This is a genomic window from Ruegeria sp. AU67, from assembly GCF_900312795.1.
Classification (GTDB): Bacteria; Pseudomonadota; Alphaproteobacteria; order Rhodobacterales; family Rhodobacteraceae; genus Ruegeria; species Ruegeria atlantica.
The window spans coordinates 138,506-152,079 of sequence record NZ_OMPH01000017.1 but is presented as its reverse complement, the minus strand read 5'-3'; the positions used below and the strand labels follow the sequence as shown (position 1 = coordinate 152,079).

The following is a 13,574-nucleotide window of genomic DNA, read 5'->3' as shown; positions in this document are numbered from 1 at the left end:
GGAGGTTGAACGGGCTTGCGTTTAAACCGGGCAGTACACCCAGCCAAAGGCCCGAGACCCGTAATGTTCAGATCCATTCGCGCGACAGCGCTAGTTTCCTTGTTTCTCTCCACATCTGCCCTGGCCGAGGGCGACCCGGTTGTTGTTGAGTTGTTCACATCTCAGGGCTGTTCGTCCTGTCCGCCTGCCGACCGGATCATGCATGATTTGGCCAAACGCGACGATGTGATCGGCCTGGCACTGCATGTGGATTACTGGGACTACATCGGCTGGAAGGACGAATATGCCGACCCGGATCACACTCTGCGCCAGCGCACTTATGCGCGAGAAGGTGGGCGGTCGATGATCTATACGCCTCAGATGGTGGTGAATGGGCAGCAGGATGTTGTCGGAGCGCAATCGCGGGAACTGGATCGCCTGATCAATGCGCATCTCAAGGCCACCCCGCAAGCGTCCGTGAAGGCCGCGCGCTCAGGTGATGATGTGACGGTGGATGTGACGCCGGTCGAACTGCCGGCCGGGGAAACCTATGACATTAGGGTCATTCAGTATTCACCGATGCGCCATGCCTCGATCCGACGTGGAGAGTTGGCTGGCCACGATCTGGATTATGCCAATGTTGTCGAGGCCTGGCATATGGCAGGTCAATGGGACGGCGTCGCGCCTCAGGCGTTTTCGGTAACCGTCGACCCAGATTTTCCGGCAGTTGTGCTGGTGCAAAGGGCAGGGCACGGCCCGATTGTGGCGGCCGCACGGGTCAAATAATTAGGGCATGTCCTCGGGCTGCACGCCCAAACCGTTCCAGGCTTTCCAGCGCCGGTGGATCCAAAACCACTGACCCATATGCTGTCTCACCATGGCCTCAAGATCGTCATTGGTGAACTGGGTCATGGTCTTCGGATCTGTATGCGGCACCGGGTCGTGTAGCACGATTTCAAAATCCACGCCGTTTGGTTGCCGCACCGCATAGCATGGGATCAGGACGGCGTTGTATTTCATTGCCAGTTCTGCATTCAGGACTGAGGTCACGGCGGGCTTGCCAAAGAATGTCAGCTCTTCACCGCCATGGGCGTGCAGATCGGATACGATCGCGATGATCCCATTTTTCTTGAGCGAACGCACCATCTCGACCATTCCGCGACGGCCCTGTTCAAACATCGGCGAGCCGGTCTTATGGAACGCCTCGACATACATGTCGTTGAAATAAGGGTTCGCCATGCGGCGATAGAGGCACCCAATCGGTTGACCGCTGCGTTCCTGCAGGGCGATGCGTGCTGCAAGATAGTGACCAAAATGCGCGGTGATCATCATAATCGGTCGCCCTTCGGCGACGGCAGTGTCAAATGCGGCAACACCCGAACCGCTTACCTTTGCCGTGCGCTGACGTTCGGTGAACCCTTCGGGCGAAAAATGCTCCATAATCGCGCGACCGGCATTGTCCGGAACGGCACTGCAAATTCTGTTGACCTCGGCCTCTGACAGGTCAGGGCGGGTCAATTTCAAGTTGCTGCGCACGCGTTTGGTAAAGCCGATCAACGGTGAAAGCCCACGCGCGATTGCGCCCATGGTGGCCAGGCGAGCTTCATAGGGCAGCAACCGCAAGGTCCCGATGACGCCCTTCATGAACAATCCAGTGATGTAGTATTTTCTAAGCTCTGTGCGGCTTAGTTCCGACTTTTCGACGGGCATGAATAGGTCTCACCGGCTGTTGCGATTTGCCGGGCAAGACATACAAGGCGGAAACCGCAACCACAAGCGTTGCAAAACAAAGCCATGCTTTGTCTTGCCGGATCGGACTAGCCCGTCACTCTTCGCTATCCTCTTCGATCAACGCTATTGCGCCTTCGTCGACCAGTGTTCGAATTGAGCCGATGACAAGTGTCATAGCTTCTTCTGCTTCTGCCAGTTTCACCTTGCCGCGTTCGGTGAATTCCTCGCGCAGGTTATCCGCCATACGCGTCGACATATTGGATAGCAGGAAATCGACCGCGGCTTTGTCATTCTCGGCCGTGGCGCCAGCCAAGGCGGTGACGAGATCAGCCTGATCCAATCCACGCAGAATCGCAGGCACGTCCCGGGGCAGGATGCGCGCCGGGATATGGGCGAAGGTGAATATCGACTGGCGCACCAAAGCTGCAAAGTCGGTGTCTTCTTCATCTAGGGCCGTCAAAAGCCCGTCGCGCGTCGCTGCGGCTGATTGGTTCAGAATCGCACCGACCCGCACGCCGGGGCCATCCGAAAAGGCCGTGGCGGGACGTCGATCAATTTGCGCCGCCAGCGACCAGCCAATCCGTTCAACCGCCTCGGGTGTGATGTTGGCCGTTTTAGACACGGCATAGGTGATGCGCCGCGCGACCGGGCCGGGCAGGTGACCCAGAAGTTGCGCGGCATTCGCAGTTTCCAGCTTGGACAACATGACCGCTGCAATTTCAGTGCTTTCGGCCAGAGCGATGGTGGCCAAATCTTCTGTCGGGATTTCGCGCAGCCGTTGCCACGGATCGCCGATCTGGCGCACCCCGGCTTCCTTCCGCAACCTAGCCGCTGTTGCCGGCGTAATCTTGTCGCTGACTGCGTCCAGAGCACCGGCCAACCCATGTGGAAAAGACAGGCCGACACTGTCCAGCGCTTCGGCAAATTCATGTGCGACGGATGCCAGCGTGATGCGATCCACTAGGCCCATCTGACCCAGCTGGTGCGTCAGCTTTTCCTGCAAATCGTCGGGAAGTTCTTCCAGGGGGATATCTGCGCCCTCATTCAACAAAAGACGCACCACGACGGCGGCTTTTTGTCGGTTGCTCAACGCCTTGGGGACGACGCGGGACGCGTCGTTCTGGGCGTCGGCTGCGGGTGTTGATGTCCCCGGTGCCAGTTGAACCAAAGAGTTTGTGTCCTGCATCTGCCCGTGGTGCCAAGTTTCTGTTCCACAGGCAGATTACTGAGAGTCGGGTAAAGAAAGGCTGAAGTTTAGTAGTTGTAAGTCAGCCCGGTGCGGATCGCCTCGCGCAGGGATGCCTCGGCCCAGGTGCCTTCACCGCCGCGCGCCTTGATCTCGCGCCACTGTGCGATGGCAAGATCGGTTTTGCCTTCGGTGACAAAGCCCTGACCCATATAGCTGCGCGCCAGTATGTTGTCGGGATTCGCCTCAATGGCGTTCGAATAGAAGGCATTCGCCAGATCAAGCTCACCCATTTTGCGGTAGGTGAAACCCCAGTAAGTCAACACGCGATCATCATCCTGATCCATGATGCGCAGGATGTCCTGTGCATTTTCGATCTGTCCGTCATAGGCCAGTTCGCGCACGGCGTCATACAGCTCTTCTTCAGTAAAGTTGGTCTTGTCCGGCTTCACGCACCGTCCGGCGTCTTTGTCATAGACGCGACCGAAGAAACACTTCTTGGTCGTGTTGGTCGGTTTTGGCGGGCTGCTGTCACCGCCAGCGGCGATCGCGACCGGCGCGAATGCAAAGGCCTGAAGGGCGATGGCTGAAGCGAGTACTAGGCGCATTTTCCTACTCCGTTGTCTGGGCTACTTACAGAAAGCATAGTGCGTTTCTCTCAAAAGCTAACAACCGAAGGCTCGCGTTTATTCACAAATGGGAAAAAATTTTCTCAGCTGTTCGTAATTTTGGCGCAGGTTTGAGTTTCAGCATCCCAAACCGAACCTGGTGCGCAGGACTGGGTTTGCTTGGAATGACCACTACAGGCCAATGCAACGGAGGCTGAGCAACCAATGGCCAAAGCACAAATCAGAATACGGATCATCGTGTTTCTCCTGTCCGGATTTACACCCACATCATAGCTTGTTTTGACCCGTCTGGCAAAACACCAAGGCCCAGAACGCGTCCTGCGATCCGGGCCCTGCGAACCAACTGATCAGATTGGGTTATTCGCCAAACACACGGGCGAAGATCGTGTCGACGTGTTTGGTGTGATAGCCCAGATCGAATTTCTCTTCGATTTCTTCCGGGCTCAGCGCGGCGGTGACGTCGGAATCCGCCAGCAGTTCCTCTTTGAAATCGGTGCGGTGTTCCCAGACTTTCAGCGCGTTGCGCTGCACCATGGCATAGGCATCTTCGCGACTGACACCTGCTTGGGTCAACGCCAGCAGAACCCGCTGGCTCATCACAAGACCTGGGAACTTGTTCATGTTTTCGATCATGTTCTCGGGGAAGATTAACATCTTGTCGATCACGCCTGTCAGTCGCCCCAGTGCAAAATCCAGCGTGATCGTGGCATCCGGCCCGATCATACGTTCGACCGAGGAATGCGAGATATCGCGCTCGTGCCAGAGCGCCACGTTTTCCATCGCCGGGATCACTGCCGCGCGCACCATGCGGGCCAGCCCGGTCAGGTTCTCGGTCAGGACCGGGTTTTTCTTGTGTGGCATGGCCGAGGAGCCTTTCTGACCCATCGAGAAGAATTCGGCCCCCTCCAGCACCTCGGTGCGCTGCATGTGGCGGATTTCGATGGCAACGTTCTCGATGCTGCTGGCGATAACCCCCAGCGTGGCAAAGAACGCAGCATGACGGTCGCGCGGGATGACCTGAGTGCTAATCGGCTCGGGCACCAGACCCAGTTGGTCACAGACATGCTCTTCCACACGCGGGTCAACATTGGCGAAGGTGCCAACCGCGCCGCTGATCGCGCCAGTGGCGATTTCAGCGCGGGCGTCGCGCATGCGGGACAGGTTGCGGTCCATCTCGGCGTAAAAACGCGCGAAAGTCAGGCCCATGGTGGTTGGCTCTGCGTGGATGCCGTGGCTGCGACCGATACGGACGGTATCCTTGTGTTCAATCGCGCGGCGTTTCAGGGCAGCCAGCAGACCTTCTAGATCTGCGATCAGCAGGTCGGCGGCGCGGGTCAGTTGCACGTTGAAACATGTGTCGAGTACGTCCGAGCTGGTCATGCCCTGATGGACAAAACGCGCCTCTTCACTGCCGACATGTTCGGACAAATGGGTCAGGAAGGCGATGACGTCGTGCTTGGTAACCGCTTCGATTTCGTCGATGCGAGCCACGTCGAATTCCAAGTCTTTGGCTTTCCAGACAGCCTCAGCATTCTCGCGTGGGATCACACCCAGATCAGCCATGGCGTCGCAGGCATGTGCCTCGATCTCGTACCAGATGCGGAACTTGGATTCGGGCGACCAGATGGCGACCATATCGGGGCGGGAATAGCGTGGAATCATTGGCAGCGGCACCTTATTGTGATTTGGCAGGAGGCGTTGCGGCGGGGTTTAAACCCGCGCAGACAAAGGAACAAGGCGCGAGTGCGAATATGAGACGGTTTGCCCTGATTTTGGCCCTATGGCCCGGTTTTCTGGCGGCTGAGGAGTTCAGAACGCTGACGGGGGATGAAATTCTGTCTGCATTGACTGGACAGAAGCTCGATTACGGGGAAGGTATCTGGCAGACCTTCGACGATACGATGCTGACACAGTATTTTTCGGGCGGACCCAGCGCCGGGCGGTGGGCGGTGCGCGAGGATCGTTATTGCTCGGTCTGGCCGCCTTCGGATTTTTGGGCCTGCTATGACGTCCAACAAAGCGGCAAAGTGATCCGGTTCGTGGATGATAACGGTGCCACGACCGACGGGACACTCGCCGAATGAGTCTGCCGCGCAATCTGTCGGATTTCAAAGGCCAGTGGAGCCTGACCCGGACCATTCTGGACGCGCAGGCGGGGCAGGTGCTGCAGGCCGATGGTCACGCGGTCCTGACCCCGACCGAGGACGGTTTGATATACGACGAAGAAGTCACGCTGCGTGTGCCGGGGCAAGCCGAGATGAAAGGCACGCGAAGGTACCTGTGGCACGCGGCGCGTGAGGCGATTGCCATAAATTTTGACGACGGCCGCTATTTTCACCGGCTGGCCTTGGGCCAGGCACATGCGTCTGACCACCACGATTGCCCGCCCGACAGCTATGATGCTGTCTACGATTTTTCGGCCTGGCCAGTCTGGTCAGTGCGCTGGATCGTCTCGGGACCCAGAAAATCTTATGAAATGAGCACCGAATATCGGTTAAGATAGCGTAATCATGTTGCAGTCAAAGCTCTAAGCGGGCATTTCTGCAGTTGAAAATAGGTGGAGACATAAGAATGAATGCGAATGTACTGGCCAATGCGATTGGCCCGCGCGAAGGCACCGCGCTGCGCGTCAAGCAAGTTGTGCTGGTGGCACTAGGTGTTCTTGCGCTGGCAATTGCTGCCAAGATCAAGGTTCCGATGTGGCCTGTCCCGATCACAATGGGCACCTTTGCCGTGCTGACCATCGGCACCGCCTACGGCACGCGTCTGGGTCTGGCCACCATGCTGGGCTACCTGTTGATCGGCGCGCTGGGCTTTGATGTGTTCGCAGGTTCCTCGGCCGAGAAATTCGGTCTGACTTACATGATGGGCGGTACTGGCGGCTATCTGGTTGGCTACCTTCTGGCAACCGTTTTGCTGGGTGCACTGGCTGCGCGGGGCTGGGATCGTTCGTTCAGCAAGATGGCGTTGGCTCTGGTTATGGCAAATGTCGTGATCTACGTGCCCGGTCTGCTGTGGCTGGGTCAGTTGTACGGATGGGATCAGCCGATCCTGCAGTGGGGCCTGACACCTTTCCTGGTGGGTGACGCGATCAAGCTGGTGCTGGCTGCGCTGCTGATCCCTGCGCTGTGGAAACTGGTGGGCGACGCACGCTCGTAATTGCCAACCAATCCAAAACTGACGAAGCCGCGCCTGGAGATATCCCGGCGCGGTTTTTTTGTACCCGCAGATCGGGATGCTGGACAAAAGGGGCCACTACAGGCCAATCTGCACTCAATGAAATCATCAGGTTATTGAGATATGCGTATTCAATTAGCTTCGGCACTCGCTGTTTGCGCTTCGCTTTTGCTGAGCGTCGGGACGGCATCCGCCGACACTCCTGTCACTTATACGGACAACGGGCGGGCGCTGTTCGGCTTTTCTGTACCCGACTTCTGGGCGCTGCGCACTGGTGGCCCGCGCGAAATTGAAGATACCGAGCTGGGCGATGCACGTGCCGTGGCACGGGTCATGGGGATGCGGCCAGTCACGGACGACAATGTCTGGATGGGCTTTGTGTCGCCTGCTGGAGTGGCCTCGATCGAGGGCGGTCTTCGGTATCTTGAGGATATCGACAGGTTTCTAGTCAAGGATCCAACAGTGTCCGAGACCACCACGACGCGCATTGGCGGGTTGCCCGCACGGGTTATTCGCGGGACAGGCAATCGCGAAGGACGTGGTGTTAATTTTACGGTTTCAGTGATTGACTTGCCGAAGGGGCGCGTGGCCATCGCCGTTGCGATCCTGCGGGACGGCGCCGATCCAGCTTATGTGGACGACCTGAACGCCGTGTTCGCGTCGTTCCGGTCCCTGCAGTGAGGAGGCGCACATGACACGCAAATTGATCAAACGCGCAACCCTTGCCCTTGGATTGGGTGCTGCCACGCTGACGCTTTCGGCCTGTGACGGCGTCACAGTCGGAGTGGGATACGGGTATGACCCCTTCTACGACTCGATGTTGTGGAACGACTACTATCACGACGTGGATGTAGATATAGACATCGACCGACCGGATCGACCCAGACCGCCCGATGGCCGCCCACCTGCGCGTCCTGTTCCGCCAATCGCTAAGCCACCGAACAGACCGCCAGTGTCCCGACCGCCGAACCGGCCACGACCACCGGTCGCACGGCCTCCGGCGGCCCGGCCGCCCATTCACCGCCCCGCAGGGCGGCGCTGAGCTAGCGGGTCAGTCCAGTAATTCCGTCGTGATCTGGGCTGACCCTTCCAAGGTTCTGTGGACCGGGCATTTGTCCGCGATTTCCAGCAATCGCGCGCGTTGCTCGGCCGTCAGCGGACCTTCAAGGCGGATCTTGCGGCGGAATTGATCGACTTTTCCTTCGTTGGCCAGCCCCGCGTCCTGCGCATGCACCTTGTTGTGGCACACATCGACTGAAACGGTTTTCAGCGGCCACCGCTTGCGCCGCGCGTACATGCGGATAGTCATTGATGTGCAAGCCCCCAAACCAGATGACACAAACCCGTAGGGCGACATGCCTCGGTCGGTGCCGCCGTATGAGGCGGGCTCGTCCGCGACAGCGTGGTGGCGTGGGCCGGACTGAATGTCCTGCAGGAACCCTTCCGGATCAGCTTCGGTCACTCGTACAACACCTTCGGGCGCACCCGGTGGTGGCGCAGGCGGGCAGAGCTTGACGTAGCGCGTTACCCACGCGGTGATCACGTCCGCCGCGTATTCCGCATCGGATGCGCGGGTAATCAGGTGATCGGCATCGTCGAGGGTCACAAAGCTTTTGGGATGTTTGGCGGCCAGGAAGATTGTGCTGGCATTGTCGATGCTTACGGTCTCGTCCCGAGGCGCATGCAAGATCAGCAAAGCGGCCTTCAGGTCTGCGATGGCCGGTATCAGTGCCGCTTCGGAAATATCATCCACAAAGGCTTTGCCGATGCGGAAAGGACGCCCGCCCAACATCACGTCCGCTGATCCAGCCTGCGTGATCTCTGGCAGCGCATCCTCAAAGTGATGGGCGACGTGGCCCGGATCTGCGGGGGCACCCAAAGTGACCACGGCCTTGCCGCTGGGAATGCCAGCACGGGCGCGCAACACAGCGGCACCACCCAGCGAATGGCCGATGAGCAATGCCGGAGCCATGTTGCGGCCAGCCAGATAATGCGAGGCTGCGATCAGGTCTTCGACATTGGAGGTGAAGGTTGTGTTGGCAAACTCCCCGCCGGAATGACCCAGCCCGGTGAAGTCAAATCGCAGAACGGCGATGCCCATCGCCGCCAGTCGGGCCGCAATCCTGCGCGCAGCAGGGATGTCTTTGGAACAGGTGAAACAATGCGCAAATAGCGCCGTGGCCAGGACCGGCCCGTCCGGCAAATCCAGGCGCGCGGCCAATTGGTTGCCGTCGTGACCGGCAAAGGTAATGCGTTCGGTGGGCATGACAGTTCCTTGTTCGTCGGGATGACCAATAGTGTGTGCTTCCTACTGGCCGCTCAACCCCATTGTAAGAAGCGTCACGGGAAGGTGAGTGAAGCGAACAGATTGAGCGCAATCCTTTGTCCGCCCTGTGAACCTAAAGAATCAAATTTCGTGAAGTATATTCTAAAAAATATTCGTTTTACTAATTTACGTCACCTCCCCATCTTACGACCATCGCAAACGTGCAGCCCCGGAGGTTCAAATGGCACATACTGCAATGGATCCAAGGGGCGTGGTTCTACGCCCGGATATACTGGCCGTGATTGCCCTGACCGGCGTGATCGGATTTGCGCTTGGTCAAACTCTGCCGCCGGTGGCATCTACTGAGGCGCAGGTTGCTGATCCCGTGTCCGAAGACTGGCACGGAAATGTCAGGCGGTCACATTGGTCGAACTGAAACGTCAGCTCAGCCCCATGAGCTGTGAATCAAAGGGATAGGTGGTCAGGTTCTCATATCCGTCTTCGGTGATCAGAACCTGATCCTCCAGCTTGATCGAGAAGTCTCCGCCAACCTCTCCAACGGCAGCCTCGACACACAGGACCATGCCGGGTTCGAGCGCGTAGTCGTAAGAGCGCGCCACTGCCTTGTCCGGATAAGCAACCAGAGGCCACTCATCGCACAAGCCGACGCCGTGCATCAGGCAGCCGTATTTCTGCGCCAGAAACTTGTCGTCCAACTTGTGTGCATTGGCTGTCAGTTCCGGGATCATCACACCGGGCTTCAACATCTCCATGTTGGTCATGATATGCTCATGCGCGTGCTGCATGGCGTACACCATGTCCGGTCGGGGCTTTTCGTCCCCGATCCACCATGTGCGCGAGATATCAATACAGATGCCATAGGATCCGATCAGGTCGGTATCAAAGGCGATGATCTCATTCTGTTGGGTGATCCGGGGACCGCATTCCTGAAACCAAGGATTGGTGCGCTGACCCGAAGCCAGCAGACGGGTTTCGATCCATTCGCCGCCGCGCCTGATGTTTTCTGCGTGCAGAACCGCCCAAATGTCGTCTTCCGAGGTTTTGCCGTCTCCCACATTGGCGCGCGCGAATTTTTCCATTTCCGCCACAGCGGTTTCGCAGGCGTGATTGGCGCAGCGCATGGCTAGGATTTCGTCCGGGCCTTTTATGGCGCGGGTCTTTTCCGTAGCCTCTTCGCCTTCCATGATTTCGAACCCCTGCGCCTCAAGCGCGCGCAGGCCGTGCAGCATGATCTTGTCCACGCCGAGGCGCTTGTTGCCGCCACCATGTTCGTCGATCAGGACGCGCACCTCGTTTGAAAACACGTCCGCTGCCACATCTACCTTGTCGCCCCGGTCAAAGTAAAACAGGTCGGCGCCGGATCGTTGCTCGCGCACCAGTGGGTTGAACGTGGAAAGGAACGGAGAGTTCTTATAGTCCCAAATCACCATGTAGCCGTCAGCGCACAGCAACACCGCGCGGAACGGATTGTGCGTGTTCCACAGCTGCATGTTGGTGCTGTCGGTGGCATAACGAATGTTCAGCGGGTCGAACATCAGCAGCCCGCCATAACCGCGATCGACAATGGCTTGAGTCAGTCGTTTCCACCGGTGTTCGCGCATCCGGGCCAGATCGGGCAGGGCAAGGCCGGCCTTTTCCCATTCTGAAAACGCAAGCTGCGTAGGGCCAATTTCGATCCGGTCGTTTTCATTCGGGGTACCATCACCAAGAGTCGCATCTTTGGTCGGGTCGATCTTGCGGCTGTCGCGGTAGTGTCGGTTCATGGTGGGTCTCCCTGCCTGTTCTTTGAGTGTGAAGAATCAATCTCCCGACGTCTTGAAGGTTTGCGACGGTGCGTTCGTCGCTTTTTGACCGACAAGTGGAAATTCTGATGATACGTCAAATTCATGACGACCATTCTTCAGACTTCAATTCCGTATGACCCGCTGAACAAGCGCTCTTTGCCAGGCATTCAGCCATCAAGCATGGACAACTGGTTGCACCGCGATGATGCGTTCGCCGCCCAGATGCAAAGACGCGAGGACCTGTTGGTCAGTCATCGGTCGGATGTGCTGGCGATGGATGCAGGCGCTAAACCCGCTGCGCAGGAGTTGTTGGATCTTGTCTTGAACCAAGTCTATCCCGAGTGCACAGATCACGTCGCTCGCCCGGACGGGACAGATGTTACGATCGATCCGGATCAGCCATTGGATACGCTGTGCCGATTGGTGCAGGAAGATTTCTGCATCCTGCAAAAGCAGGGGGATGAACATGTTCTGACCGGAGCCATCCTGTGTTTTCCTGCCAGTTGGCGCTTGTCCGAGAAATTCATGCGGCCTCTGATCGACATCCATCTGCCTGTTGACAGCTACAACGCCGACATTGCCCGGCGGGTTCAGCGGTTGTTTGACGGGATACAGCCAGGGCGCCCTCTGCGGCGGTTCAATGCGCTGTGGTATGAAGACGCCGAGCTGCATCAACCCCGCAGTGCATACGACCGACGGGCCCCGCAGGAGCCAGGACACGCTAGGTTCCTGCGAAGTGAGCGGCAGACGCTGTTGCGACTGCCTGAGACGCAGGCCGTGGTTTTCTCGATCCATACATATGTTCTGGCGGCAGAGCAGGTGCCTAAAATGGAAAACCCCGCCTGATGGCGGGGCCTCCAAGGAGGGTCATTTCATACCAGGCTACATGCCCAGCGCGCTGGCAGCGCCCGCAAGTGCCCCGCTTGTGCTGAGAGCGGAGATCGCGACCGAATACACCAGCACCTGAGTGTTCAGGCGGAAGTCTTCGCCCCTTATCAGGTTCACAGCGGCCAAAGAGGCCGCAATCGGGACGGACACGCTTGCCACGGCACCCGTCAATCCCCAACTGGTCAGTCGGAGGATATCGCTGGGTTGCTCGTGGACGAGGGGGGGGGGCGTGTCGTCCCGATCGGTAGGCTGCTCGATAGGTTCTGTCCGAAAAGCGATGCTGAGCAACTGCTCGTCTGACAGCTGGATTGGCCGGGCTACTGGGGTCAGCGCCTTTTTTTCTGGCTCATCCGGGTCTTCTGCGTCAGTAACATTCAGTCCGGCAAACGGGCCTGTCACTGCCTCGAAAATCTGTTTTCTGTCACGCGGCCTGCTTGGGGCCAGCGTGTCAAATGCGCTCATGAATTGTTCGATGGTCAGAACGGTGTTGGGCGACAGCCATTCGACCCGCTGGGTCGCGCAGACGTCAACCATTCTGTAAAGGATCACGACCAGCATCAGCTCGGAAACTTCGCAGTCATCCAATAGGGGGGAAACCGGAGTCACTGTGATCGTCAGCCGGTTATTCGGCAGGGTGACAATCGGTTTCTGGATTGTCTTCAGACCTGCAGCGCGGTTAAGGCGCTCGAACCGGTCTTCGGTTTCGGCGACCTTAGTATCCAGCGTCAGGCGCACCAGATACTGACTGGACACAATGCTGGCTTCGGTGCTGTTCTGCAGAGACTTGCGTTCGACCAGGTGACCGTAGTCCGCAAGGGTCTTGGCAACGATGTCGCTGAACCGCTCGATCGCGTCCTCGGTCTTACCGTCGAATTGCAGACCACCGTGATAGCTGTGCTTCGGAGTCACTGCGCTGTCCTTTGTCGCATCCTGTGTTTGGAAACAATCTAGCAAGCGATCTGGGGCAGATTTGGGCAAAAATGGAAAAAAATGAGAAATCGGGCAGATTGATTACGCTATGGAAACCTAGGCATTTTAAGGGCCTTTGGGCGTCTGTGGCGACAATGTGGCCGAAATCGGGTGTAACAGCCAGAATCCCAAGCCAGCTTCAACCGTCGATTCGGGCAGCCATTATTGCAATGGACTGTTGGTAAACCGAGGCGGCATTCCACTGTTGAATGACTGCAAAGTTTGGCTGACCCTGTTGATAGCCCCGACCGGGTTTCCAGCCCTTCTTACGCAGAAAATTGGCAGTTGAGGCCAATGCATCGGTCATATTGTAAAAGTCGACCTGACCGTCGCCGGTGGCATCAACCCCGTATTGCATGGCATTGCCCGGTAGGAACTGGGTGTGCCCAAGTTCGCCATGTTTTGCCCCTTTTGTCGCTGTCGTAATGCTGCCTTGATCGACCAGCTTCAGCGCCCCGATCGCGTGAGGAATGAAAAATTCGGACCTGCGGCAGTCATAGGCCAGTGTTGTGATTGCGGAAACAACCTGACTGTCCCCCATGAAGTTTCCGAACCCGGTTTCCATGCCGTGAATGGCGATCAGCACCCCGGCCGGTACGCCGTATTGACGTTCGAGTGCCGCATAGAATTGTGGGTTGCGCGCTTTGCGTTTGCGCCCTTGCGCCACGATGGTGTCTGCCCCTCGGACGCGCATGAACTTGTCTAACGAGTATTTAAAGCTCTTTTGATTGCGGTCCGCGGCTATGGTTCGCGTGGCGTATTGGGATTGGGCCAGTGCCTGCAATCCTTTCTTTTTGACGCCCGCGCGTTTCGCCTGTTTGGCAAAGTCCTTCTTCCATGTCTCAAAGCCGCTGCTGGTGTTGCCGCAAGGTGCCGCGGAAGCAAGGGCGGGAAGGGATAGGGCGAACAAGAGAGCGAAGCGAAGCATCAGGGAAACCCGGAAA

The 13,574-nt window shown here is 57.8% G+C and carries 17 protein-coding genes; 8 read left to right on the top strand and 9 right to left on the bottom strand.

Annotated features, from left to right (window positions below):
* The first annotated feature begins 63 nt into the window (after positions 1–63).
* Positions 64–765, top strand: coding sequence for a thioredoxin family protein (locus DK510_RS06700; protein ID WP_109311430.1), 702 nt, complete (start codon positions 64–66; stop codon positions 763–765).
* Here DK510_RS06700 and DK510_RS06695 read toward each other — a convergent pair whose 3' ends face one another.
* The 5 genes from DK510_RS06695 to purB form a co-directional block, all read right to left on the bottom strand.
* Complete coding sequence (locus DK510_RS06695; protein ID WP_108860319.1) at positions 766–1,689, bottom strand: lysophospholipid acyltransferase family protein; 924 nt, start codon at positions 1,687–1,689, stop codon at positions 766–768.
* A 115-nt stretch (positions 1,690–1,804) separates the two neighbouring features.
* Positions 1,805–2,896 (bottom strand): flagellar motor switch protein FliG, encoded by a 1,092-nt coding sequence (locus DK510_RS06690; protein WP_109311429.1) that lies wholly within the window; start codon positions 2,894–2,896, stop codon positions 1,805–1,807.
* A gap of 68 nt (positions 2,897–2,964) precedes the next feature.
* Complete coding sequence (locus DK510_RS06685; RefSeq protein ID WP_058277484.1) at positions 2,965–3,504, bottom strand: hypothetical protein; 540 nt, start codon at positions 3,502–3,504, stop codon at positions 2,965–2,967.
* 104 nt (positions 3,505–3,608) lie between these two features.
* Positions 3,609–3,761: a chitin-binding domain-containing protein gene (locus DK510_RS22765; RefSeq protein WP_160116474.1), complete on the bottom strand. Its 153-nt coding sequence runs from the start codon at positions 3,759–3,761 to the stop codon at positions 3,609–3,611.
* Between the two features lie 121 nt (positions 3,762–3,882).
* Entirely contained in the window at positions 3,883–5,187 is a 1,305-nt protein-coding gene (gene purB, locus DK510_RS06680) for an adenylosuccinate lyase (RefSeq protein ID WP_109311428.1), read from the bottom strand.
* A gap of 89 nt (positions 5,188–5,276) precedes the next feature.
* Between purB and DK510_RS06675 the strand changes: the two genes are divergently transcribed.
* The 5 genes from DK510_RS06675 (at position 5,277) to DK510_RS06655 (ending at position 7,744) form a co-directional block, all read left to right on the top strand.
* Positions 5,277–5,609 (top strand): hypothetical protein, encoded by a 333-nt coding sequence (locus tag DK510_RS06675; RefSeq protein WP_160116473.1) that lies wholly within the window; start codon positions 5,277–5,279, stop codon positions 5,607–5,609.
* On the top strand, positions 5,606–6,028 hold the full coding sequence (locus DK510_RS06670; protein WP_109311426.1) for a DUF6314 family protein: 423 nt from the start codon (positions 5,606–5,608) through the stop codon (positions 6,026–6,028). Before DK510_RS06675 ends, DK510_RS06670 begins: the two co-directional genes overlap by 4 nt.
* A 68-nt stretch (positions 6,029–6,096) precedes the next feature.
* On the top strand, positions 6,097–6,684 hold the full coding sequence (locus tag DK510_RS06665) for a biotin transporter BioY (RefSeq protein ID WP_109311425.1): 588 nt from the start codon (positions 6,097–6,099) through the stop codon (positions 6,682–6,684).
* A gap of 141 nt (positions 6,685–6,825) precedes the next feature.
* Complete coding sequence (locus DK510_RS06660) at positions 6,826–7,383, top strand: hypothetical protein (RefSeq protein WP_109311424.1); 558 nt, start codon at positions 6,826–6,828, stop codon at positions 7,381–7,383.
* Positions 7,384–7,393: 10 nt separating this feature from the next.
* Positions 7,394–7,744 carry a hypothetical protein gene (locus DK510_RS06655; RefSeq protein WP_082649311.1) on the top strand — a complete coding sequence of 117 codons (351 nt, stop codon included), beginning with the start codon at positions 7,394–7,396 and terminating at the stop codon, positions 7,742–7,744.
* 9 nt (positions 7,745–7,753) lie between these two features.
* On the opposite strand, the gene DK510_RS06650 is transcribed toward DK510_RS06655, so the two are convergent.
* Complete coding sequence (locus DK510_RS06650) at positions 7,754–8,968, bottom strand: bifunctional alpha/beta hydrolase/OsmC family protein (RefSeq protein WP_109311423.1); 1,215 nt, start codon at positions 8,966–8,968, stop codon at positions 7,754–7,756.
* 241 nt (positions 8,969–9,209) lie between these two features.
* Between DK510_RS06650 and DK510_RS06645 the strand changes: the two genes are divergently transcribed.
* Positions 9,210–9,404, top strand: a complete 195-nt coding sequence (locus DK510_RS06645; protein ID WP_109311422.1) for a hypothetical protein — start codon at positions 9,210–9,212, stop codon at positions 9,402–9,404.
* Between the two features lie 4 nt (positions 9,405–9,408).
* On the opposite strand, the gene dddP is transcribed toward DK510_RS06645, so the two are convergent.
* Positions 9,409–10,752, bottom strand: coding sequence for a dimethylsulfonioproprionate lyase DddP (gene dddP / locus DK510_RS06640; protein WP_109311421.1), 1,344 nt, complete (start codon positions 10,750–10,752; stop codon positions 9,409–9,411).
* 123 nt (positions 10,753–10,875) lie between these two features.
* On the opposite strand from dddP, the gene DK510_RS06635 reads away from it, so the two are divergent.
* Complete coding sequence (locus tag DK510_RS06635) at positions 10,876–11,619, top strand: DUF3445 domain-containing protein (RefSeq protein ID WP_109311420.1); 744 nt, start codon at positions 10,876–10,878, stop codon at positions 11,617–11,619.
* Positions 11,620–11,655: 36 nt separating this feature from the next.
* On the opposite strand, the gene DK510_RS06630 is transcribed toward DK510_RS06635, so the two are convergent.
* A complete protein-coding gene (locus DK510_RS06630) occupies positions 11,656–12,570 on the bottom strand; it encodes a hypothetical protein (protein ID WP_234998961.1) in 915 nt (304 codons plus the stop codon).
* A gap of 199 nt (positions 12,571–12,769) precedes the next feature.
* Positions 12,770–13,558 (bottom strand): lytic transglycosylase domain-containing protein, encoded by a 789-nt coding sequence (locus DK510_RS06625; RefSeq protein ID WP_108860333.1) that lies wholly within the window; start codon positions 13,556–13,558, stop codon positions 12,770–12,772.
* Between the last annotated feature and the right edge of the window lie 16 nt (positions 13,559–13,574).

Bases quoted from the DNA above. Each gene is read 5' to 3' on its own strand.
- purB (WP_109311428.1), bottom strand. From the start codon at position 5,187: ATGATTCCACGCTATTCCCGCCCCGATATGGTCGCCATCTGGTCGCCC.
- DK510_RS06665 (WP_109311425.1), top strand. From the start codon at position 6,097: ATGAATGCGAATGTACTGGCCAATGCGATTGGCCCGCGCGAAGGCACC.
- DK510_RS22765 (WP_160116474.1), bottom strand. From the start codon at position 3,761: ATGATCCGTATTCTGATTTGTGCTTTGGCCATTGGTTGCTCAGCCTCC.
- DK510_RS06700 (WP_109311430.1), top strand. From the start codon at position 64: ATGTTCAGATCCATTCGCGCGACAGCGCTAGTTTCCTTGTTTCTCTCC.
- dddP (WP_109311421.1), bottom strand. From the start codon at position 10,752: ATGAACCGACACTACCGCGACAGCCGCAAGATCGACCCGACCAAAGAT.
- DK510_RS06625 (WP_108860333.1), bottom strand. From the start codon at position 13,558: ATGCTTCGCTTCGCTCTCTTGTTCGCCCTATCCCTTCCCGCCCTTGCT.
- DK510_RS06655 (WP_082649311.1), top strand. From the start codon at position 7,394: ATGACACGCAAATTGATCAAACGCGCAACCCTTGCCCTTGGATTGGGT.
- DK510_RS06695 (WP_108860319.1), bottom strand. From the start codon at position 1,689: ATGCCCGTCGAAAAGTCGGAACTAAGCCGCACAGAGCTTAGAAAATAC.
- DK510_RS06690 (WP_109311429.1), bottom strand. From the start codon at position 2,896: ATGCAGGACACAAACTCTTTGGTTCAACTGGCACCGGGGACATCAACA.
- DK510_RS06685 (WP_058277484.1), bottom strand. From the start codon at position 3,504: ATGCGCCTAGTACTCGCTTCAGCCATCGCCCTTCAGGCCTTTGCATTC.
- DK510_RS06675 (WP_160116473.1), top strand. From the start codon at position 5,277: ATGAGACGGTTTGCCCTGATTTTGGCCCTATGGCCCGGTTTTCTGGCG.
- DK510_RS06645 (WP_109311422.1), top strand. From the start codon at position 9,210: ATGGCACATACTGCAATGGATCCAAGGGGCGTGGTTCTACGCCCGGAT.
- DK510_RS06650 (WP_109311423.1), bottom strand. From the start codon at position 8,968: ATGCCCACCGAACGCATTACCTTTGCCGGTCACGACGGCAACCAATTG.
- DK510_RS06635 (WP_109311420.1), top strand. From the start codon at position 10,876: ATGACGACCATTCTTCAGACTTCAATTCCGTATGACCCGCTGAACAAG.
- DK510_RS06670 (WP_109311426.1), top strand. From the start codon at position 5,606: ATGAGTCTGCCGCGCAATCTGTCGGATTTCAAAGGCCAGTGGAGCCTG.
- DK510_RS06660 (WP_109311424.1), top strand. From the start codon at position 6,826: ATGCGTATTCAATTAGCTTCGGCACTCGCTGTTTGCGCTTCGCTTTTG.